20 protein-coding genes are annotated in these 20,364 nt (G+C 59.8%); 9 read left to right on the top strand and 11 right to left on the bottom strand.

Translation table 11 applies throughout. The features are described from left to right. The first annotated feature begins 50 nt into the window (after positions 1-50). The 3 genes from ROI90_RS04885 to ROI90_RS04875 all read left to right on the top strand — a co-directional run bounded on the left by ROI90_RS04885 (position 51) and on the right by ROI90_RS04875 (position 3,363). Positions 51-509: a hypothetical protein gene (locus ROI90_RS04885; protein ID WP_315997212.1), complete on the top strand. Its 459-nt coding sequence runs from the start codon at positions 51-53 to the stop codon at positions 507-509. Between the two features lie 576 nt (positions 510-1,085). After that, positions 1,086-2,492, top strand: a complete 1,407-nt coding sequence (gene lpdA / locus ROI90_RS04880) for a dihydrolipoyl dehydrogenase (protein ID WP_315997211.1) — start codon at positions 1,086-1,088, stop codon at positions 2,490-2,492. A 316-nt stretch (positions 2,493-2,808) separates the two neighbouring features. After that, positions 2,809-3,363 carry a WG repeat-containing protein gene (locus ROI90_RS04875; RefSeq protein ID WP_315997210.1) on the top strand — a complete coding sequence of 185 codons (555 nt, stop codon included), beginning with the start codon at positions 2,809-2,811 and terminating at the stop codon, positions 3,361-3,363. 23 nt (positions 3,364-3,386) lie between these two features. On the opposite strand, the gene ROI90_RS04870 is transcribed toward ROI90_RS04875, so the two are convergent. From ROI90_RS04870 to ROI90_RS04855, 4 genes are all read right to left on the bottom strand, one after another. Further along, entirely contained in the window at positions 3,387-5,060 is a 1,674-nt protein-coding gene (locus tag ROI90_RS04870; protein WP_315997209.1) for a hypothetical protein, read from the bottom strand. 238 nt (positions 5,061-5,298) lie between these two features. Continuing rightward, a complete protein-coding gene (locus ROI90_RS04865; protein ID WP_315997208.1) occupies positions 5,299-5,766 on the bottom strand; it encodes a cold-shock protein in 468 nt (155 codons plus the stop codon). A 282-nt stretch (positions 5,767-6,048) separates the two neighbouring features. Then, positions 6,049-6,666 (bottom strand): pseudouridine synthase, encoded by a 618-nt coding sequence (locus ROI90_RS04860; protein ID WP_315997207.1) that lies wholly within the window; start codon positions 6,664-6,666, stop codon positions 6,049-6,051. 100 nt (positions 6,667-6,766) lie between these two features. Further along, positions 6,767-7,426, bottom strand: a complete 660-nt coding sequence (locus ROI90_RS04855; RefSeq protein WP_315997206.1) for a head GIN domain-containing protein — start codon at positions 7,424-7,426, stop codon at positions 6,767-6,769. Positions 7,427-7,622: 196 nt separating this feature from the next. On the opposite strand from ROI90_RS04855, the gene ROI90_RS04850 reads away from it, so the two are divergent. Then, entirely contained in the window at positions 7,623-8,276 is a 654-nt protein-coding gene (locus ROI90_RS04850; RefSeq protein WP_315997205.1) for a T-complex 10 C-terminal domain-containing protein, read from the top strand. A gap of 84 nt (positions 8,277-8,360) precedes the next feature. On the opposite strand, the gene ROI90_RS04845 is transcribed toward ROI90_RS04850, so the two are convergent. The 3 genes from ROI90_RS04845 to ROI90_RS04835 form a co-directional block, all read right to left on the bottom strand. Beyond that, on the bottom strand, positions 8,361-9,701 hold the full coding sequence (locus tag ROI90_RS04845; RefSeq protein WP_315997204.1) for a serine hydrolase domain-containing protein: 1,341 nt from the start codon (positions 9,699-9,701) through the stop codon (positions 8,361-8,363). Between the two features lie 46 nt (positions 9,702-9,747). Further along, positions 9,748-10,452 carry a LytR/AlgR family response regulator transcription factor gene (locus ROI90_RS04840; RefSeq protein ID WP_315997203.1) on the bottom strand — a complete coding sequence of 235 codons (705 nt, stop codon included), beginning with the start codon at positions 10,450-10,452 and terminating at the stop codon, positions 9,748-9,750. Positions 10,453-10,664: 212 nt separating this feature from the next. Beyond that, positions 10,665-11,771, bottom strand: coding sequence for a sensor histidine kinase (locus tag ROI90_RS04835; protein WP_315997202.1), 1,107 nt, complete (start codon positions 11,769-11,771; stop codon positions 10,665-10,667). A 228-nt stretch (positions 11,772-11,999) separates the two neighbouring features. On the opposite strand from ROI90_RS04835, the gene ROI90_RS04830 reads away from it, so the two are divergent. Both ROI90_RS04830 and ROI90_RS04825 read left to right on the top strand, forming a co-directional pair. Then, a complete protein-coding gene (locus tag ROI90_RS04830; protein WP_315997201.1) occupies positions 12,000-13,322 on the top strand; it encodes an erythromycin esterase family protein in 1,323 nt (440 codons plus the stop codon). A gap of 39 nt (positions 13,323-13,361) precedes the next feature. Beyond that, positions 13,362-13,991 carry a porin family protein gene (locus ROI90_RS04825; protein ID WP_315997200.1) on the top strand — a complete coding sequence of 210 codons (630 nt, stop codon included), beginning with the start codon at positions 13,362-13,364 and terminating at the stop codon, positions 13,989-13,991. Positions 13,992-14,000: 9 nt separating this feature from the next. On the opposite strand, the gene ROI90_RS04820 is transcribed toward ROI90_RS04825, so the two are convergent. Both ROI90_RS04820 and ROI90_RS04815 read right to left on the bottom strand, forming a co-directional pair. Next, positions 14,001-15,071: a hypothetical protein gene (locus tag ROI90_RS04820; RefSeq protein WP_315997199.1), complete on the bottom strand. Its 1,071-nt coding sequence runs from the start codon at positions 15,069-15,071 to the stop codon at positions 14,001-14,003. A gap of 249 nt (positions 15,072-15,320) precedes the next feature. After that, positions 15,321-16,190, bottom strand: a complete 870-nt coding sequence (locus ROI90_RS04815; RefSeq protein WP_315997198.1) for an AraC family transcriptional regulator — start codon at positions 16,188-16,190, stop codon at positions 15,321-15,323. Between the two features lie 139 nt (positions 16,191-16,329). On the opposite strand from ROI90_RS04815, the gene ROI90_RS04810 reads away from it, so the two are divergent. The 3 genes from ROI90_RS04810 (at position 16,330) to ROI90_RS04800 (ending at position 18,809) form a co-directional block, all read left to right on the top strand. Then, positions 16,330-16,731: a hypothetical protein gene (locus tag ROI90_RS04810; protein ID WP_315997197.1), complete on the top strand. Its 402-nt coding sequence runs from the start codon at positions 16,330-16,332 to the stop codon at positions 16,729-16,731. 200 nt (positions 16,732-16,931) lie between these two features. Beyond that, on the top strand, positions 16,932-18,167 hold the full coding sequence (locus tag ROI90_RS04805) for a tetratricopeptide repeat protein (RefSeq protein ID WP_315997196.1): 1,236 nt from the start codon (positions 16,932-16,934) through the stop codon (positions 18,165-18,167). 144 nt (positions 18,168-18,311) lie between these two features. Then, a complete protein-coding gene (locus ROI90_RS04800) occupies positions 18,312-18,809 on the top strand; it encodes a hypothetical protein (RefSeq protein ID WP_315997195.1) in 498 nt (165 codons plus the stop codon). A 50-nt stretch (positions 18,810-18,859) separates the two neighbouring features. On the opposite strand, the gene ROI90_RS04795 is transcribed toward ROI90_RS04800, so the two are convergent. Together ROI90_RS04795 and ROI90_RS04790 are read right to left on the bottom strand one after the other, a co-directional pair. Further along, positions 18,860-19,447 carry a phospholipid scramblase-related protein gene (locus ROI90_RS04795; RefSeq protein ID WP_315997194.1) on the bottom strand — a complete coding sequence of 196 codons (588 nt, stop codon included), beginning with the start codon at positions 19,445-19,447 and terminating at the stop codon, positions 18,860-18,862. A gap of 81 nt (positions 19,448-19,528) precedes the next feature. Then, the gene (locus ROI90_RS04790) at positions 19,529-20,338 is read right to left on the bottom strand and encodes an MBL fold metallo-hydrolase (protein WP_315997193.1); all 810 of its coding nucleotides are present in this window, start codon (positions 20,336-20,338) and stop codon (positions 19,529-19,531) included. Positions 20,339-20,364 lie beyond the last annotated feature (26 nt).

Genomic DNA, 20,364 nt, shown 5'->3' with positions numbered 1-20,364 from the left:
CGCCCTCCTGTCAGCGGCGCGTTGTATTCGTTCGTCCTTTTTTTCTCCGCGTGAAGCCCAAATCATACCGAAAGAAAGCTACCCGGCAACCAGCCCTGCATAAGCGCCGCCAGGCGCTGGCCCGGCAAGCAACCGAGCTGGTTAATCAGCTTCGCCTGGAGCTGCCGCTGGCCCTGGCGGTAACGGTAATCGATATGGCTTCGGGCATCAGCCTGGCGGCACATTCAGCCACTCCTGCCCTCGATTGGTCCACGGCAGCCCGGTTTCAGGTAGGCCTGGTGCAGCGCAAGCACGAGGCGCTGGCGGCCCTGGGCCTGGCCGATGAGCAGATGCAGGATATCCTGATTACGCTGTCCAGCCAGCTGCACCTGCTCCGCCTCACCAGCACCGGCGAGCAGCTGATTGCCCTAGTCGTGGATGCCCAAACAACCAACCTGGCGCTGGCGCGGAACATTCTTCGCACGCTGGCCGAGCAGCTGGAAACGGCGCCGGCTCTGCGCGCGGCCTAACGCGAAGTGCTGCTGCAACGCCGCCTGGGTAGCTGCAGGGGAGCCGTTCGGGCGGCCCGGAAGTGAGGCGGCGCTTCGCTCTTTCCCAAAGGCCTCGGCCCCTCGGAAACTCAGACAGAGAGGCCCGGCCTTTGCCCGGGCCTGCTTCCCGGAGCTGCCGGCCCGTACCAGCAGCCCCCCGGTTTGCCCTGTCGTTGTAACGGCTCCCCCGCTGGCAGTGGCCGGCAGGGGAGCCGTTTGGCGTGTATGTGGTTTGAGGAAAAGGAGTCCACGTTGCGAACTAGAGCTATGAGCTAGTTCCCCTCCTTGGAAAGGAGGGGCTAGGGGTGGTTGACAATAGCTGCACGGTTTTTAGAATTAGTTTTTAGTTGACGTTCTCATGCAAGATCAACCACCCCTAGCCCCTCCTTTCCAAGGAGGGGAACTAGCTCATAGCTCTAGTTCGCAACGTGGTTGAAAATGTGCGCCTTCCACCTGTATGGATGTTCGACCAACACAACTTCACAATTTCCCTACTTCACAACTTCACCATCCGTACCTTCGCGCTTAGTTGATTCTCACCGAATTCACCCTAGCATGAACCAATACGACGTTACCGTTATCGGCTCCGGCCCCGGCGGTTATGTAGCGGCCATCCGCTGCTCCCAGCTCGGCCTCAAAACGGCCCTCATCGAGAAGTACGATACCCTGGGCGGCACCTGCCTCAACGTGGGCTGCATCCCCAGCAAGGCCCTGCTCGACTCCACGGAGCACTTCCACAATGCCGGCCACACCTTCAAGGAGCACGGCATTGAGCTGAGCGACCTGCAGATCAACATGAACCAGCTCATCGACCGCAAAAACGGGGTGGTGAAGGCCAATACCGACGGGATTCAGTTCTTGATGAAAAAGAACAAAATCGACGTCATCAAGGGCGTGGGTTCGTTCGTGGATAAAAATCACATCAAAATTCAGCCCACCGGGGGCGGGGAGGAACAGCAGATTGAGACGAAAAACGTCATCATTGCCACCGGTTCCAAGCCCACCGTATTGCCCTTCATCCAGCAGGATAAGCAGCGCATCATCACCAGCACCGAGGCCCTGAACATCCGCGAAGTGCCCAAGCACATGATTGTAATTGGCGGCGGCGTAATCGGGCTGGAAATGGCGTCGGTATACGCCCGCCTCGGCGCGAAAGTATCGGTGGTGGAGTTCATGGACTCACTCATTCCGACTATGGACCGCGGCCTGGGCAAAGAGCTGAAGCGCATTCTGGGCAAAATTGGGATTGAGTTCTTCCTGAGCCACAAAGTAACCGGCGCTACCCGCGAGGGCGACGCTGTGACCGTAACCGCCACCAACCCGAAAGGGGAGGAAGTGAAGTTTGAAGGCGACTACTGCCTGGTAGCCGTGGGCCGCGTGCCCTACACTGCCGGTCTGAACCTGGAAGCGGCTGGTGTGCAGATGGAAGAGCGGGGCCGCATCAAGGTAGACGAGCACCTGCAAACCAACGTGCCCGGCATCTACGCCATCGGCGACGTGGTGCGCGGCGCCATGCTGGCCCATAAGGCGGAGGAAGAAGGCGTGTTCGTGGCTGAAACCATTGTGGGCCAGAAGCCACACATCAATTACCTGCTCATCCCGGGGGTAGTGTACACCTGGCCGGAAGTGGCCGGCGTGGGCTATACCGAAGAGCAGCTGAAGGAGCAGGGTAAGGCTTACAAAACCGGTTCCTTCCCCTTCCGCGCCTCGGGCCGCGCCCGCGCCTCCATGGACCTCGACGGCTTCGTGAAGGTGCTGGCCGACAAGGAAACCGACGAAATCCTGGGCGTGCACATGATTGGCCCGCGCATCGCCGACCTTATTGCCGAAGCCGTAACGGCCATGGAGTTCCGCGCCTCCGCCGAGGATGTAGCCCGCATGAGCCACGCCCACCCCACCTACGCCGAGGCTATGAAGGAAGCGTGCTTAGCGGCTACCGAGAACCGGGCGATTCACATGTAATTCCTGCTTTTAACGGCGCACAAAAAATGGTCAGAGTTGCTTTTAAGCGGCTCTGACCATTTTTTGTAGAAAAGCTGTAGAACAAGAAATGTATTGCATCGGCGTTAATTCGCTAAATAACTTATATACATGGATGTATCGGAACCTGATTAGCTGCTTGGCAATTATTGGATTTGTGGCTTGCCGCCCCGCTCGTCCGCTGATGGTAGAAAATAAGGAGGGCAGATACTACTTCCAAGACCGCCAGACTGGTCGTATAGTAGGTGGACCTTATAAAAGCACATACGAAAACCCAGAACCTGATAGTCCGAAGCCCATGCCCCGAAAGCAACTGGTTGAAGCGCTGGATTCTACTCGGCGGGGGCTGCCGTGGTTGGTAAACGCTTGGGGTCGACAAACGGTGCGCGCATTTTACTTTGATAATGGACCGGATTACGTGCAGCAAGGTTTAATGCGCTACACCAACGATAGTGCACAGGTAGGTTTTGCCAACCGACGAGGCCGAATAAAAATACCTGCCCGATTTACCATTGCTTATCCTTTTAACCATGGGCACAGCATTGTTGGGCAAGGTAGTCACCTCAAACCGCGGTTCCCGGATGAAACCGAGCATATGGTGTGGCGCGGCGGCAAATGGGGAATCATTGACCGGCGGGGAAACACAGTTGTACCGATTCAATACGATGCCCTGAATCTTGTGCGAGAAAATGATAAGTGGTTAGAAGCAGTACGTGGCTCTGAGAAGTTCCTTATTACCTACGCTGGCCGTCGTTTATCCTCTCGTGCGTACTCTATCCATGGTCAGTTGCCAGACTCAACGCAAAGCAAGAGTCAGCTGCAGGTTGATGAACTGAAAGGGTGGGGAGAATAGCAAAGAGTAGCTTAGCTCAATTCTCACGTCTTCTGCATCAGCTTAAACCCGTCCTTCGTCACTTGGTACTGCTGGCCCTGGATGGTGATGGTTTCGCCTTCCAGCAGCTTGCTTAGGTTCTCGATGTCGCCCTCGATGGTGTGGAGGGTGAAGCCGTGCTTGCGGGCTAGGGCGAGGTAGCGCGGGTTGATGTAGTCGCGGACGCCGCAGAGGATGATGCGCACGTGGGCGGTGGTGTTTTTGAGCAGCTTGGCGTCGCGGGGGAAGGTGTAGTTGTCGGCTAGCAGGATGAGCTCGGCCGAGTCGGGGGCGGCGGCCAGCTGTTGGGCGTAGAGCAGGGCCTCAGCGTCGTTTTCGGGCGCGTCGCCGCCCCCACCGGCCTTCATGGTTTCAATGAGCTTGTTCTTGATGGCCTCGTAGCTGTCGGTTTTCACGTGATAGAGGCCGCCGGTTTTGCCCACGCGCTTGTCTTTGTCGGGCTGGTCGTTGCCGTCGTTGAAGAACACAAAGGTTTTCTCGTCTTCGAGGGCGCTGAGCTGCAGCCAAGCCAGCAAATCGTAGGTGTAGGGGAACATGCTGCCGGTTACGTCCGTCACCACCACTTCCTTGCTCCACTCGGGGTGGCGCTGCAGCACCCGGCTCACCACGCCTGCATCGGGCGGCAGGGCCAGCTCCGAGGCGGCGGTGTCGGCGGCGGCCAGCAGCTCGCCTTTTTTGGTGATGCGCGCCTCGCAGTAGTCGTTTTTGTGCTGCTTGTTCTTGTGCTTGAGAAATACCCGGTATAGCCGGGCAGCCGAGTCGGGCAGGGCAAAGTGGGTGAAGCCCATATCGGCCGGGCCCAGCAGCTGCAGCGGCCCAATGGGCAGCCGGATAGCCCCGGTAGCCAGAAACGGAAACATCTTCCTATCAATCGGGAAGCCGGTGGTAAAGGCCACGCTTTGCCGAATGGCGTCTTCCAGCTCGGCCACGCACACGGGCCGGGCGGTGGGCAGGAGTTTCACCTTCTGCACGGTGCCGCGGGCGTCCACTGTCAGCTGAAACTTCACTAGTTGGGCCTCACGCTGGGGGCACTTATACAGGCGGCGCAGGCTGCGGGCCATCTGCCGGTTGGTGTAGCGGGAGCCGGGCAGGTTGCAGGCCACCTTCTTGCCCTGGGACTTCTTACTGGCTTTGGGCCGCTTCTTATCCAGCACCCGTAGCTTGCGGGTGAGGCTGTCGAGGTCGGCGCGGCTGGTGGCGGCGGTGGCGTGCCGGGCCACGTACACCACAAACCCATGAAAAAACGGCTGGCACTCGGTGGGGCTATTGCAGCCGGTCTGCTCCACCAGCGTCCACGTCACCGATTCATCCTGCAACAGCCCCGGCACGGCGGCAGCCAGGTTGCGGATGCGGCTCAGGTTAAGCTGGCGCTGGTTGAAGCTGGGGTTCAGTCGGAAGGCCGTGTATACTAAGTCAATGCGTACAATATGGCGCTCCTGCAGGCGCAGGGCCTTCAGCTCAGCCCCCGAAAAGGTAGCTGGCAGTTGCAGGGCTTCCAGGTCGGGGAGTGGCTGGTAGCGGGCCGTGCGGTAGGCGTTCAACTGGTCGTAAAAGGCGCTGAGGCCGGGCTCGGACGGCGCCGTTTGGGCGTGGGCCACAGCGGATAACAGGCTAAGCAGGAAGCCATAGAGAAACGCCCGGAACGATAGAGGGAGCATGAAATAAACTATTGCATTGCACTAGCACGCAAAATAGGGGTTTGCCAACAACCGGCCCACTGCGCACACGGGCAGCAGCGCAAAACTCAAACAAGCCATGTGCGTCACGCTCAACCGCGGCCTGATAAGGGCGCAAGTCACTGGGCCGGGCACCACCCGCCGCCGCTAAACAAGACGACGGCCCCTCCTTCCGGAGCGGCCGTCGTCTTGCTATACAAGCGGAATGTAGCGGTAGAGCTTATGCGGTAGGAGCTAGTTTCACACCCACGGCGCTAGGGCCTTTCTGACCCATTTCCACCTCAAAAACTACTTTGTCGTTTTCCTTGAGGGGAGCCGAGGTTTGTACCTGGTTCACGTGCACGAATACGCTCTCGCCGGTAGCCTTGTCCTTAATAAAGCCGTAGCCCTTCGATTCGTTGAAGAACGTAACCGTACCAGTCCGGATGGGGTCCTCATCGGACTCCACAACGCGGGCGGCACCCAGCTGAATATCCTCCAGCTTAATCTCCTGCTTTTTCCGGTTCGGATCGGGAGGAGTGGAGCTGATGTTGCCAAACTCATCTACGTAGGCCATCATCTCGTCGAGGCCCTGGCCTTTCTTGGCGTTGGCCTGGCGCTCTTCTTTCTTCTCTTCCTTGTCCTGACGTTTTTTCAGGCGTTTCTTTTCATTTTCCCTCTTGCCGAAGGTGGCTTGTGATCTACCCATTCGAGTGTTTTAGTCAAAGTAAGTGGCCGCCCTAACAAACAGGTGCGGTCAGCGGAGTATAATGAAGCGTAACCAGAATAGGACAATCCGGAGCCCGACAAGGTTCCGGGCGGATACTATTCTGTTGGTACGAGCCGCTGGGTGTAGCGGCCGGGTACTACCAAAGCAGAGAATCGCCGGCTTAGAGAAAGTGCCGGAGTGGGTGGCCGGTGCTGAAAGCAGTAGCAGATGTGCTAAGAAAGGCAGTAAAGGTACTCTAAAAACGGCAATATTTCTGCTTGTTCAGCGCCCATTGTTGGGGGGTTGCTCCGCCGTATTCATTACCGGAAATTCCGCTACCTCTCGCACTTCGCCGGGTTGCATATCCGTGAGCCAGACGTTACCCACCCGCACCCGCACTAAACGTAAGGTAGGGTAGCCCGCGGCAGCCGTCATCTTGCGCACCTGCCGGAATTTGCCCTCCGTTACAATGATGCTGACCCAACTGGTAGGGCCGTGCCGCTCGTCGCGGATTTTCTGGCCCCGGGCCGGTAGGTTTGGGTCAGTGGCCAGCCGCCGCACCCGGGCTGGCAAGGTGTGGTAGAGCACGCTACGGTGCGCAATTTCAATGCCGGCCTCCAGCTGCGTGATGGCCTCGTCGGTGGGAATGCCGTCTACCTGAGCATAGTATTCTTTCTCCACGTCCTTACGGCGAATCTGCTCACTTACCCGGCCATCGGTGGTAAGCAGCAGCAAGCCTTCACTGTGCTCATCGAGGCGACCCACGGCCATGGTTTCCGCCGGAAAATCGTGCAGGGTTCCCAGAAATTTCTTCTTGCGGGCCTCCCGGGCACAGTTGCTCATAAACTGGCTGAGGTAGCCGTAGGGCTTGTATAGCAGGAAGTGGCGGTGCGCAGTCATGGGGGCAAAGGTACCGCGTTCCGGCTGGGCCGCTTCCCTGCTCCCACGAAAAAGGCCCGACAGATCAGTCCGCCGGGCCTTTGCAAGAAGGAAATGGTGACTACCGGGTGAGGCGGGGTTTGCCTTTGTAATGTACGTCGCTGGCACCGGAAGCGCGGCTTTGCAGCTCGTCGGTTACGGCTACGTAGGCATCGGAGGCGCCACTGGCCTGTACGCTGGCCGTGCGGCTCTGCAACTCGTAGCCCTTGTAGTCGCTGCTACCGCTGATGGTAATCTGCTGGCGCTCGGCCTGGCCTGTCAGGCGCAGGTCGCTGGCCCCGCTGGCGGTGGCCGTGAGGGTTTTCACGTTCAGGCGCATGGTCACATCGGAGGCCCCGCTGGCCCGGATGGTGAAGGTATCGGCCGTAAAGGTGGTTTCGCTTTTCACGTCACTAGCCCCGCTTACTTCCACGCCGGTAAGTGTGGGGCAGGTGATATACACGCTTACTTTCTTGTTGGACAGCAACGACGACAGGCCCTGGTCGCGGTACATGAGCAGGGTAGCGCCCTTCACCTCCGTGTGTACGTGCGTAAGCACATCGGGCTCCGCCTCTACCCGTACTTCGGTGGTGCTGCCCTGCTTGATATATACATCAATGGCGCCGCTGGCTTTCAGCTGCTGAAACCCGCTAACCGGGCGCAGCTGCTGGGCCTGGGCCTCCGGGCCGGCTGCCAGGAGGGTAACGGTACTGGCAAAAGCGGAGAGGAAGAACGTTTTCATGGGGAAGATGGGAAGAAGTGGAGGATGAAAGCCCTGATATCGGGCAGATGCCGGGGCTGGACCAACCGTTGCCTGGGCAGCTACTTTTTACAGCCACCTCAGCCGCAACCCCTGCCAAAGCTGCGCCGTATCAGCCCCAACCCTTTGCAATCTGCTATATAGCGCGGGTTGCTGCGTACTTTACTCTGACAAGCACATGAATAAGTCCCTGCTCTTACTTTCTGCCGCCGCTACCCTGGCTGTAGCTTCCTGCACCCAGGATAAGCCCGCCGCTGTAGATGCCGCTACCACCCCCGCCGCCGATACGGCTGTGGTAGTGGACGATGCCAATATGGCCACCGATACGGCTGCCTACCGCACCGAGGCCGACCGCCTTGCCGCCCGCATTGCCGACGACCTGAAACTGACCGATACGGTGGTAGTAACCCAGGTAACCAACACCTACTACACCCGGGGCCGTCGCCTCAACGAAGTAAACACCCGCTACACCACCGACACGACCGGCCGCTACGCCGCCTTGCGCCAGGTGAACGACGAAACCGACCGCCAGGTGAAGACCTACGTATCGGAGCCCCAGTACAACACCTACGCCTCCAACCGCGGCACCTACTACGATGGCACGCCCTACACGGCTACCACGGTAGTTACTACCCGCGAAACCCCGCCCGCCCGCCCTAAAGGCCCGGCCATTGTGAAGTACGACAAGAAGAAAAACGGCGAAACCAAGATTGAGTACGCCAACGGCAAAACCGTAAAAATTGACAAAGACGGCGACACGAAAGTGGAGTACCCCAACGGTACCAAAGTGAAGCGCGACGCCGACGACGGACAGGTGAAAGTGAAGAAATAAGCTTCCTGCCATTGCCACTTACCACAACGGCCCCACCCGGATTTTCCGGGTGGGGCCGTTTGGCATTTTCAGAATGGCTGCTGGCTACTGGCGGGTAAACAGGAAGTGATTGGCTCCCTGATGCAGCATAAAGGTGTGAGCCACCGCATCAAACTCCATCGTAATGCCGGCGGTGCTGTACACGAACGTGGTTTTGGATTTGGCCGTGAGCGGGAAAGGACTCTGGCCGGTAGCCTGGGCCACAAGCGTGTTCTGGGCGGCCATAATGCTGATTTTAAGCGGCATCTGGGAACTGGCATACTCACCCACGAAGCCACTAAGCTCGGCCGCCGTGAGGGTAGGCCCGCTGAAATCGGGTAGGGGGTAGGGCTTGTTGAAGTAGATAGCCAGAGCCCCGATTACCAGATCATTCACGCTATAGCCACTGGCCACTCCGTTCCCGCAGTAGGCAATAGTGAGCTTATCGGCAGGGAAGTAGGTAAGGGCTGAGCGGTACCCGTCGATGCTGCCGAAGTGGCCGAAGCCCTGTTTGCTGCCGAACGGTATCAGGCTCAACCCTTTGCCGTAGCCATCCTGCAGCGTCTGCATGAGCTGTAGGGTGGCCGGCTTCACCAGCTTGCCCGCGTACAGGCCTTCAATGAAGCGCGTGAGGTCGGCGGGGGTGGAGGTAATGGCCCCGGCCCCGCTGGGAATGCTCATATCGGTTTCCCGCTGTACCTGCCAGGTAGCCCCATCCCACATAAACGAGGCAGCTTCGTGCTTTTTGCTGTCGATGCGGCTCCCGTAGTAAGTGTCTTTCAGGCCCAGCTTGTCGGCAATGCGCTTTTGTAGGGCCTGGGCATAGGGCTGCTTGGTGAGTTTCTCTACCAAGTAGCTCAGTACCACATAGTTGGAGTTGTTATACGCGTACTTGGCTCCGGGCGCAAACTCCACGGGCTGGGCACTGATGATGGCCAGCAGCTCGGCCTGGGTTTTGGGCTGGGTCATGTACTGCACATAGGCCGGGTCGTGCGTGAAATCGAAGAGGCCGCTGCGGTGGTGCAGCAGGTGGTCGACGGTGATGGTAGCGGCGTTGGGCAGCGTCGGAAACCAGGTGGCAATAGGGGCATTCAGCTTCAGCTTGCCTTCTTCCACCAGCTGCATCACCATCGTGGCCGTGAACGTTTTGCTGATGCTGCCAATGCGGTAGTGCGTGGCGGTAGTAGCCGGTACGCCCGCCTGCTCGGGTCCAATGGCGCGGCTATACACCACCTGCCCATTCTGGGTCAGCTGCAGGCTACCGGCCAGCTTGTGGTTGGTATCCAGAATGGTAAGCAGGCTGTCGAGCTTGGCCTTGTTGATGGAAGAGGCTGGTGCCGTTTGGGCCAAGGCGGTGCCTGCCCATAGCAGAGGCAGCACCAGCAGAGAGTGGAGTGGACGTAGCATTACAAGTAGGGAATAAGTAGGAGACAATAGGAAAGCAAAAGAGACACTATTTCTTGAAATAGGCCAGCAGCTCGGCTCGGTGCGAGTTGCCGATGGGCAGCAGCGTATTGTCCAGCAGCAGCACGTTATCGGGCTGGAGCATACGGATGTGGGCAGCGGCCACGATGAACGAGCGGTGCACCCGCAGAAACGGCTGGCCCAGTACTTCCACCATTTCCTTCATGGTGTGGTGCAGCAGGTAGCTTTTGGTGGCCGTAGTAATTTTCACGTAATCCTTGCAGCCTTCCACATACACGATGTCGCGGTGCGGGACTTTCAGCAGACCCTGGCGCTCCTTCACCAGCAGGTATTTCTCGGCGGTGCTGTCGGCGGGCGGCGGGGGCTGGGTGGCGGGCAGGCGGGCCACGGCTTTCATAAACCGCTCGTAGCTGAAGGGCTTGAGCAGGTAATCCAGCACATCCAGCTCGTAGCCCTCGTAGGCGTACTCGCGGTAGGCGGTAGTCAGCACGGTTTTGGGCGGGTGGGTGAGGCTTTTCAGGAAGTTCAGACCCGTTACCAGCGGCATCTCAATATCCAGAAACAGCAGGTCCACGGGGTGCTGGGCCAGGTGCTCGTAGGCTTCCATGGCGTTGCGGCACTTACCCGTGAGCGTAAGCCCGGGCGTCTGGCCAATAAACTGAGTGAGCACCTGATGAGCCAGCGGCTCGTCATCCACAATCAGGCAACGAACGGGGGCAGGCGTAGTAGTCATTGGATAGGTGATGGAGTGATGGAGATAATGAGATGATGAAGCAATGAGATAAAACAGAACGTCATGCGGAGCGGAGTCGAAGCAGCTCTACCGTATTAGTAAGCATCTGGTAGTGCAACGAAGCGGTAAAGATGCTTCGACTACGGCTGCGCCTTCGCTCAGCATGACGTTCTGTGCAGCATGACGTTCTTTCTGCGCGGCATGACGGGCGGTTAAATCCGGAGCGTGAGCTCGGCGCGGTAGCGGCCGTTGTGCTCGGTGAGGTGCAGCTCGTGGGCGTTGGGGTAATACAGGTGCAGGCGCTGGCGAATGTTCACCAGGCCAATACCGCCGCTGCGTTTGGCCGAGGCGGCCGGGGCTTCGGGCAGCAGGTCGTTTTCGATGAGGAAGTGTAGGCGGCCGGGCGAGGTGGTGAGGGTTGCCTCCACGGCGGCGGCATCAGTGAAGTGGTGACGGCCGTGCTTGAAGCTGTTTTCCACCAGCGGCAGCAGCAGCAGGGGCGGCACCTGCACGCCCCCGGCCTCGCCCACGGCCCTAAATGTTACCCGGGCTCCGGCGTACTTGCGTTGCTCCAGCTCAAAGTAGTTTTCCAGAAACGCCACCTCCTCGGGCAGCGAAATGCGGGCTTTGCCACTATCATAGAGCACGTAGCGCATCAGCTCCGAGAGCAGCAGAATAAAGCGCGGTGTTTCGGGGGAGCCCGCCAGGCTGAGGCCGTAAATGCTATTAAGGGTGTTGAAGAGAAAGTGGGGCTGCAGCTGGGCCTTGAGCTGCTCCATCTGCAGGGCCAAATGGTCTTTTTCGAGGTGGCGGCGGCGGTATTCCTGCTCAAAAGCGGCCCGCATAAACGCTACGCAGCTAAACGTAAGCAAATCGGTGAACAGCAGGCTGATGTACGGCTGGGCCCGGGTGAGCAGGTTGGTACTGGCCTCCAGGTAGCCCGCGTGATAGTAGGCGGCCAGCTCGGGCGGGCTGGCTATGTGCTGAAACGTGCCGTGGGCCAGGGCCATGTTCAGCTTGACGCCCCACCACAGATATGCCACCGAGCCCAGGGCCAGCAGCAGGTAGCGCCGCCGGCGCAGCAGGGCCGGCACCAGCCCCCGGTAGTAGGGAATGATGTAGAGCGTGGCCGCTACCGCAAATAGCATCAGCTGCGGATGCGGGAAGTTGGATTCGGGGTGGCCCCTGGCCTGCATAGACACCACCATGAACCCATTGTACTTGTACAGGCCCACGTATAGCGCCCACACCAGCCCTTCAAACACGAGTGGGAAGCGGCTGGGCCGGTCGGAGGCCGGTAGGAAGGAGGGGAGTTGCATGGGGCCAAGTTGGCGGATTTTCCGGCCGTCCGCTGCATGCCCGGGTCTGGATTTCGACCAATGGGGGTGTTTTTTTCGACCAAAAAACCGGCCCGCCCGCTTCGTCGCCTCGCGGCCCGCCGTGGTCTAAAAAAGCTTCTTTTCGCCTCGGCAGGGCTATTCCTTTGTGTCGTTGCCAGTCGCTGAACAGCTGGCCTTTCTCTCCCGACACCTTTTCACTTTCCTGCTATGAAAACCCTGTTCCGCTCCCTGTTCGCCGCTGCTTTAGTCACCACTGCTGCCACCGCCGTTTCGGCCCAGGCTGTCCCGGCCGCTCCGGCCGATACGGCCCGCATTGCGTTCAACCCGGCCCTTATCAACGCCGTGAACACCCAGGGCTTTGAGCAGTTCCGCGAAACCGTGCGCCCACTTATTGCCCAAATGGCCGGTAAAAAAGTAGTGGCCCTGGGCGAAGGCACCCACGGCACGGCTGAGTTCTACAAGCTGCGCTTCTGGCTGACGCGCATTCTGATGGAGGAGCACTGCTTTACGCAGGTAGCTTTGGAAACCACTTACGGCGGCGCCCGCCGGGTAGATGAGGCCTTGCACCAGCGTACTGCCCCGGCCCTGAAGCCGCTGATGCAGAAGCACCTGCTGAGCATCTGGCAAAACCAGGAAACCGCCGAAATGCTCACCTGGATGCAGGCTTACAACCGCCGGCACCGGGGCCACCAGGTAAGTCTGGCAGGTATTGATGCTGGTTTTGGGGCCGATAATGCTCAACTAGTGCAGCAGGGCCTCAGCCAACGCAACCCCACCCTGCGCCCGCACATCGAGCAGCTCACTAAAAGCGCGGCCTTCCAGGATGCCATGTGGATGAAGCTGAACGAGAAGTCCTCCAAGTTCGACCAGCCGGCCTGGCTCAGCAACGGCCTGGCCGGCTACGCCGCCGCCGATGCTTTGCTGAAAGCCCTGCCTACGGCCCGCCTGCCCCGCGCCCAGCGGGAAGGGCTGGAGTTGGCCCTGCACAACAGCCGCATGGTGTTCGACTACCCCTATCAGGTGAAATTCAACCGCCGTGAATCCTCCCGCGACAGTCTGTTTGCGGCCATGACCCAGCAGCTGGTACGCAAGCCGGGAAGCAAAATCGTGCTCTGGTCGCACAATGCCCACTTGTCCCGCCAGTCCACCGACCCGGCAGACAACAACGGGGGCGGTGCCGGCAGCTTTCTGGAGCGCATGTTTCCCGGCCAGTACTTTGTGTTAGGCACCAGCACCGCCTTTGGCACCTTCGCAGCCACACCCCAGGTGTTCGTCTCGCCGCTCAGCCCCATGGCGGCCTATCCGCTGCCCGCACCCAAGGCCGGGTCCTGGGAAAATTCCCTGGCTCAGGTAAGCAGCCCGGCCTTCTTCTTCAATACCCATCAGCTGGGCACCCAGGATGTGCAGCGCCCCCAGCGCCTAGTAGGCCAGACGCCCGCCAGCGTGAGCCAGTACGCCGACTTTCAGCTCAGCAAAGCCTACGACGCCCTGCTGTTCGTGCGCACTACTACGGCCGCCACGCCCCTGTAAGAACACCTGGTTTTCCTCCTCAAATTCTACATCTGTTTTATGAAACGTATCGTGCTGACGACCCTATTGGGGCTGGGAATTATGACGGCCGCGCATAGCCAACGGATAAAGCTGGGAATAACGGGTGGCGCCTCCAGCACCCGCCTGGCGGGCCCGCGGGCTACCAGTGCTCCGGTACCCATGTGGCGGTTAGGAGTGCGCGGGGGAGCAGTGGCCCAGGTGCTGCTGAGTTCCAGCGGCCGGCTGGCGGTGCAAACCGAAGTACTATACAGTGGGCAGGGCTGGCGCCTGGATGACGGTAACGGCACTGTGGCGCGGCAGCGGCTGCATTACCTGCAAGTGCCGGTACTGGCGCAGGTAAAGCTGGCTACGGCTATCTGGCTGGAAGCTGGGCCGGAGGTGAGCTACCTGCTGGGCAGCCGTACCACCACCGGGCCCGGCGGACTATTAGGAACCCCCTGGCCCATTGCTACTGATGCAGTTGCTTTTCGCCGTCGGGAAGTGGGCTATGCGCTGGGAGCCGGGTATCAATGCTCCGAGCATCTGCGGCTCGGGCTCCGTTTCACCGGCGGACTCACGCCGGTAATCAAGGCGGCCGCTTCGGGGAAAATGACCGCCAAAAAAAATCGGGTTATGAGCTTGCAGGCTACTTATCTGCTTGGACAATAACGCCCCCGCTTAGCGGAGGGCTGCCGCCAGCTCCGCGTCGATGCGGCGATTCCAGCGCTGCTGGGCGGCGGCATCGGTGCCGCCGTGGGTTTCCTGGTCGTACTGGTCCTGCAGGTGATTCATCTCGGTGAAGGACTTGAGGTATTGCCAGCCCAGAATACTGTTGAAATCATCCACGGTGAGGCTGTCGGGCGTGGCCTTGCGCCGGTACCGCTCCACTATCAACCGGGTAATATCGAAGTGCCGTTGCTCGTGGTTGAGGTTGTAGGCCGTACGCTGCTCTGGCGCCACCCAGGACGAGCTGCGCACCATAAATACCTTCAGCCGAATATTCAGGTCGATTACTCCGTTGTTAAGCCGAGGCCAGCCCTGGTACGCAAAGCTAGAATACACGGCCGCCGCGTATTTGCCCTTCGAGCGGGGTGACCCGGTAAAGTCGGCCCAAGTAAGTGGGCGGTTTGGGTCGTAGAAAACCGTATCCTGCTCCGTCTGGTGTATGTCATAGCTGAAAGTGGGACGCACGGCCGTAGCCAGCCGGGCATCCTGCTTCACGGCCTTCGTCAGCCACTGCTGCAGATACCTCAATGCGCCCTGCAGATTTTGCTGCAGAGCGGCCTCCACGGCAGTGCGGTCGGTGAGGGGACGCTGGTAACGTGCCCCGCTTCGGTACTCGGTAAGCGTGTGGGTGCGGCCTTCCGGGTTCTGCCAGTCGAAGGCCAGCCGCACGGTGAGCTGCCCGGCCGCCTGCCGGTTGGCGGCCGCCACTTCCTGCACCCGGCATTCCAGCACCCGCACCGTTACGCGGTACCGTGCCGACGCCGCAGGTAAGCTGCGCGCCGCAAACTGCCGCAGCGCCGCTTCCGTGCCGCCCTGCAGCTCCACTGGCTGCACCATAGCGGAGGTGGGCGTCAGCAGCCAGGCTACCGCCGGCCGCCCCGGCCGCTCGTCGCGCACGGCCCCCACCGAAAATAGCGGGTTAGCCACCGGAAGTGGGGCAGCTTGCAGCACCAACGGCTTTTCGGGCGCGGCCGTCAGCAGCCGTTGCAGGGAGAAAAAGAACGTGAACAGGAAAGCCAGCATCTACCCGAGTAGACACCGACCTGCCGTTGCTTGTTCCCGGGAGGGTAGGAGGGTGTGAGAGGGTGTGAGGGTGTGAGAGGGTGTGAGAGGGTGTGAGGGTGTGAGGGTAAGAGGGTAAGAGGGTAGGAGGGTAGGAGGGTAGGAGGGTGTGAGGGTAGGAGGGTAGGAGTTTTCGACGAAGTACGATATTGCGGAAAACACATACTGCCTAACTCCTACCCTCACACCCTCCTACCCTCTCACACCCTCCTACTTGCCCATGCGCTGGCGGCGGTACTCGGTGGGGCTTTGGCCGGTAAACTTGCGGAAGGTTTTGTTGAAGTGGGACAGGTTGTTGAAGCCGCAGGAATAGCACACTTCCGTTACCGCCAAATCATCATCCAGGAGCAGGCGGCAGGCCTGGCCCACGCGGTACTCCTGCAGAAAATCGGTGAGCGTATGGCGGGTCATCTTCTTGAAGTAGCGGCAGAAGGCCGGCACCGAGAGGTAGGCCACATCGGCTACTTCCTGCACCGAGAGATTGGCGCGCTGGTAGTGCTGCTCCACAAACTGATACACCCGGCTCAGGCGCTGCTGCTCCTTGCCACTCAGGCCCTGCCCCCCCGCGCCGGCGTGCAGCGGCTGAATATCGGCGGCTGGGGCCTGGGCCAGCTGCTGCAGCACTTGCAGCAGCAGCAGCAGCCGCATGAATGGCGGCGCGCCCAGCAGCTGCCGCAACGTGGGCCCCACGGCCGTGCGCGTGTCGCCCCCAAACGAGAGGCCCTCGTGGGAGCGGGCCAGCAGCTGCCGGATGGCGGCCAGCTCCGGCTTCTCCCAGAAATCGGGCCCCAGAAAGTCGCCGCGCAGCTGCACCACAATTTCCTCGAACGGGGCCCCTACCGGCTGGCCATAGCTGAAGGTAAGGTGGGGCAAATCGGGCCCGATGAGTACCAGCTCGCCCTCCTCAAAGCGGGAAATGTGCTGGCCGATGTGGCGGCGGCCGTGCCCCTGCGGAATGTACACCAGCTCATACTCAGGGTGATAATGCCAGAGCAGCTCGGCCTTGCTGACCTCAGTATAGTGCAGGAGCGTAAAGGAGCTGTCAACCGTTGGGTGGATGGGTTCAAATTGGAGTTTCACGGAGCGGTAATGCCTCAATGGCTTGGTGGGAACGTGAAATTAACACATTTGGTCAATAAGGCATTAAAAAAGGCGAACCGGGCAGTGGTTTTTCGCGTATTTCAGCCTGACCTTTGAAAAACTGAATCACGCTGCCCATATGAAACTTCTAACCACTTGCCTGCTGACCCTTACGCTGTTGGCCTTGCTGGTAGTTGGCTCCCATGTGGCCAAAGCCCAAACGGCTGCCGGCACCCCGGCCACCGTGCAGGTTCGCAGCAAGCAGGTGGCACGCTATCTGGCCTCCGCGCTGCAGCTCTCAAGCAAGCAGCAAAGAGTTGTGGAGCGTAGCAGCCGCACCTATCTTCAGCAACTGAGTACCCTGGGTGAAAGCCCGGAACGGCCCGGGCTGGTAGCCGCCTCCACGGCTGAGCGTACCTTACCCAGCCCGGCTGCCTTGCAGGCTGAGCAAACCTATGAACAAACGCTGGCGCGGATTTTTACGCCCGGTCAGTACAATGCATATAGCTGGCTTACCCGCCAGCCCGTAACCAGCCGCTAGGCCGGTTTTTCGGAACAGACATCCAGCGGCTTTGGGTGGGAATTTTAGCCGCTGGCCGTTTCCTGAGGGCTTTTGGCACTCGGTAAACGCTAAAGAGGTTGAGGCTGTGGGAGCTTCAGCCTCTTTTTTTTGTTTCGGTACGTATGATAGGTCGCGTCTCCCGCCCGAATCCTGTATACTAGAAGCTCCAAGCTGTACTTATGCGTCTCTTTTTGCTCGGTTGTCTGATGCTCTTCGCCCTTACGGCGCAGGCGCAGCAGCCCGATACTGCCCGCTCCTCCCGCCAAATTGACCTTTCTAACGTGGACGTAGCGCCGGCTGCCGTTGACATTTCGGGCTGGCTGCTGCTGGATAAGGATATTCAGACGGAGCTGGAAGGAGCAGTATTCAACATCTACAACTTCAAGCATGACCGGGCCGAGCGGCAGTTCCGCAGCTTGCGCCGCCGCTATTCCAGCCACCCCATGCCCTACTTTTTGCTGGGCCTGACTACGTGGTGGAAAATCATGCCCAGCAACCTCACCAACGAGCAGTACGACAAGGTATTCCTGGCTTACATGGATACGGCCATTACCAAAGGTGAGGCCCTGTACAAGGCGGATAAAAAGAACTATGAAGCCTGCTTTTTCCTGTCGGCGGCCTATGGGTTTTCGGCCCGCCTGCACTCCGAGCGGCACAACTGGCGTAAGGCCACTTTTGCCAGCAAAAATGCCCTCGACTACCTGGATAAAAGCAAGGAAGCCAACGGCCTGAGTCCGGAATTTCTGTTTGGCCAGGCCCTGATCAACTATTACGCTCCCTGGATTTCCGAGAACTATCCGCTGCTGAAACCGGTGCTCATTTTCTTCCCCAAAGGCAATAAAAAGCTGGGGTTAAGCCAGCTGCGCGGCGTGGCAGCCAATGGCTTCTACACTGCGCCGGAGGCCAAGGTGTTTCTGATGAAGATTTTGCAAAATCAGGAAAACAAGCCCCAGGAGGCCTTGCCGCTGGCCCAGGCCATGGCCACCACTTACCCCGACAACGGGTACTTGCAGCGCTTCTATGCCCTGATGAGCTACCAGGTAGGCGACCTGCGCGAGTGTGAGCGGACCAGCCGCGACATTCTGGACAAAATTAACCGGGGGCTGCCGGGCTACGAGGGTATTAGCGGGCGTTACGCTACGTTCTTTCTGGGTAGCCTGATGCAGAACCAGTACAAGGACCTGGGGAAGGCCAAGGAGTATTACCAACGGTGCGTGGTGTTTTCGGAGAGTACCGGCGACACCAAGCAGGGCTTCTACTTATACGCTTTGCTCAACCTGGCCCGCATAGCCGATAAGCAGCAAGTACCGGCCGAGGCTAGCCGCTACTACAAAGAAGTGCAGCAGAAAGCAGAGCGCAAATCGGAAGCGTACAACGAGGCGCAAGCGTACTTCAGGAAGAAAAAGAAGAAGTAGGAACTGTTGCTCAAGCCGGCAATCTGCGGCGGTTACGGGGTGCGCAGGGCACTTGGTCGACAAATGGCCCCGGCTAAGCCTAGGAGCTAACTAGCTGACGGGAAGAAGTGTATCTTCGGGTATCCGTACATTTTCGATCTGCCCATGAAAACGGCTCAGATGCATGCTACCCGCGCCGTTGTCCGCTACAACAGCCGGCACCGCTTGCTGCGGCTGTGGCGCCCGGCTGGGGTGGAGGGCGCGCATCTGGCGGCTACATTGGAGGGGTTGCTGGTGGCAGTAAGCAGATATCAGGCCCGGCAGCTGCTCCTCAATATGCAGCAACTGCCCCCCATCAGCCCCGACCTGCAAACCTGGCTTCAAACCAACTGGTTGCCCCGCCTGCGCCAGACGGAAGTGCGGCGGCTGGCAGTGCTGCTGCCCACTGAGGTGTACAACCGCATGGTGGTGGAGGGCCTGCTGCTGGCTTCTGCCCACCGGGTGCTGCCCTATGAAGTGCAGTACTTTTCGGAATTGTCGGCCACGTTGGATTGGCTGATGAACGCCGAGCTGCCCAGTAAGGAGCAAGATTGGCGCTTGTTCCGGCACACGCCCGCGTTGGTGCGCTGCCACCGGTTGCGCTGGAGCCAACAGCCTGCTTAGGTACTTCCGCCCCACTTGCTGTGGCAGAGCGGAAGTGCCGGGGCTGCTGCCTACTGCTGCTCGTAGAATACGGTATCAATGGCTAGGCCGGCAGCCAGCAGCAACGCATTAGAGGCCGCCTGCTGTTCTCCCATATCCTGGATGGAAATGAGGTAGTTGTCGGCGGTGGTGAATAGCTCCCGACCCAGGCCCGCCCATTTCTTGGTTACCACCCCAAGTTCCTGACCCGAGGTGCTCAGAAATTTGAAGTCCCAGTTTTTCCAGCTGCCCTTGACTTCAGCAACCTGCTCATCCTGGGCATTGAAGACGTAGAATCCTCCGTTAAACGAAAATAGCTTGCTTTTGAAGTAGCCAATGGGCTGGCCGTGGGCATCAATGATAGCCACTTTGGAGCGTAGCAGCGTCCAGCCCCGCTGAATCCGGATCAGCGGGACCGATTCCGGCTGCTCACGCACGGCAATGGTTAGGGGTAGCATGCGCTTCTTTACCAGTAGCCGCAGCCATAGGGCCCAGGCTGGGGTAGTTTCCGAGGCGTAGCCGATCTGCTGCTGCGTTTCGGGGTCGAGGATATCATACGTGTCTTTGAGCTTGAACACGCCTGCATGTTCCCGAATGAAGTAAGTGCGCCGGTTGAGCATGTGGTATAGGGAAAGGAGAGAAAGAAGGGCGCAAGCTACAGGCTTCCTGCTTTCCCGCCCAGCATAAAACCCCGGTCGGCCTCAGCGCCGTCCGGTTGCAGCGGCCGGCCCTGGTACCGGGGCCGGCTTGTGGTAAACGGGGACCTTAAGCTGTTGCTGCGTGCGTTCTAGCAAAGCTAGGCTGCCCACCGGACCGTGGGCTGGTACCACCACGCGGGCCCGCTGGTAGCGCCCCGCTAGGTTGCGGAGGGTAGCCGCCCATTGCTTGCGGGTGGCTGGGTTGGTGGGCAATGGAGTTGCGGGTGGCTGCGCCAGTACCAGTTCGCCGCCGTACAGCACTTTATACTTCGGTAGCCAGGCCACTACATTATCGGGGCTGAAGCCGGGACCGGGGAAGAACAGTTCCAGCCGGGTGCGCCCCGCCCGGATAACGGTGTACGGCTGCAGGGCCGGGGTGAGTGCGGGCGCCTGCGGATGCCCCAGTTGCCAGCGCTGGGCCGTGAGCGGACTACTGTACACCCGCACCCGGTGCTGCCGGAACACGGCCAGGGCCTCGGGGGTGGCGGCCTGAGCATGGGTAAGCACCAGTAGGCGTATGCGTTGGTGCAGGCTGTCAGTAGCCCACCGAATGAGCTGCTCGGCCTGTCCGGCGCTGCTGGCCGCATCTACGGCCAGCACGCCTTGGGGCGTTTGCACCAGCAGGCCATTGCTGGACCCCTGGCCGCCAGGGGTGCAGGATACAAACACATGGGGCGCTACCGGGCGTACGCGCAGGTGGGGGTGAAGCGGGGTGAGGGCAACCGGCAAACCATGGCCCGGTAAATTCAGCAGAACAAGGCCAATAACCAGCGTATAATGCCGCTGGACACTACTCAGGGGTACTTTCAACATGCACACTTCAAACGACGAAGCTCCCC

The sequence above is a fragment of the Hymenobacter endophyticus genome (genome assembly GCF_032464715.1).
Taxonomy (GTDB): domain Bacteria; phylum Bacteroidota; class Bacteroidia; order Cytophagales; family Hymenobacteraceae; genus Hymenobacter; species Hymenobacter endophyticus.
The sequence above is the reverse complement of the archived record's forward strand: the minus strand, read 5'-3'. Positions and strand labels throughout refer to the sequence as shown.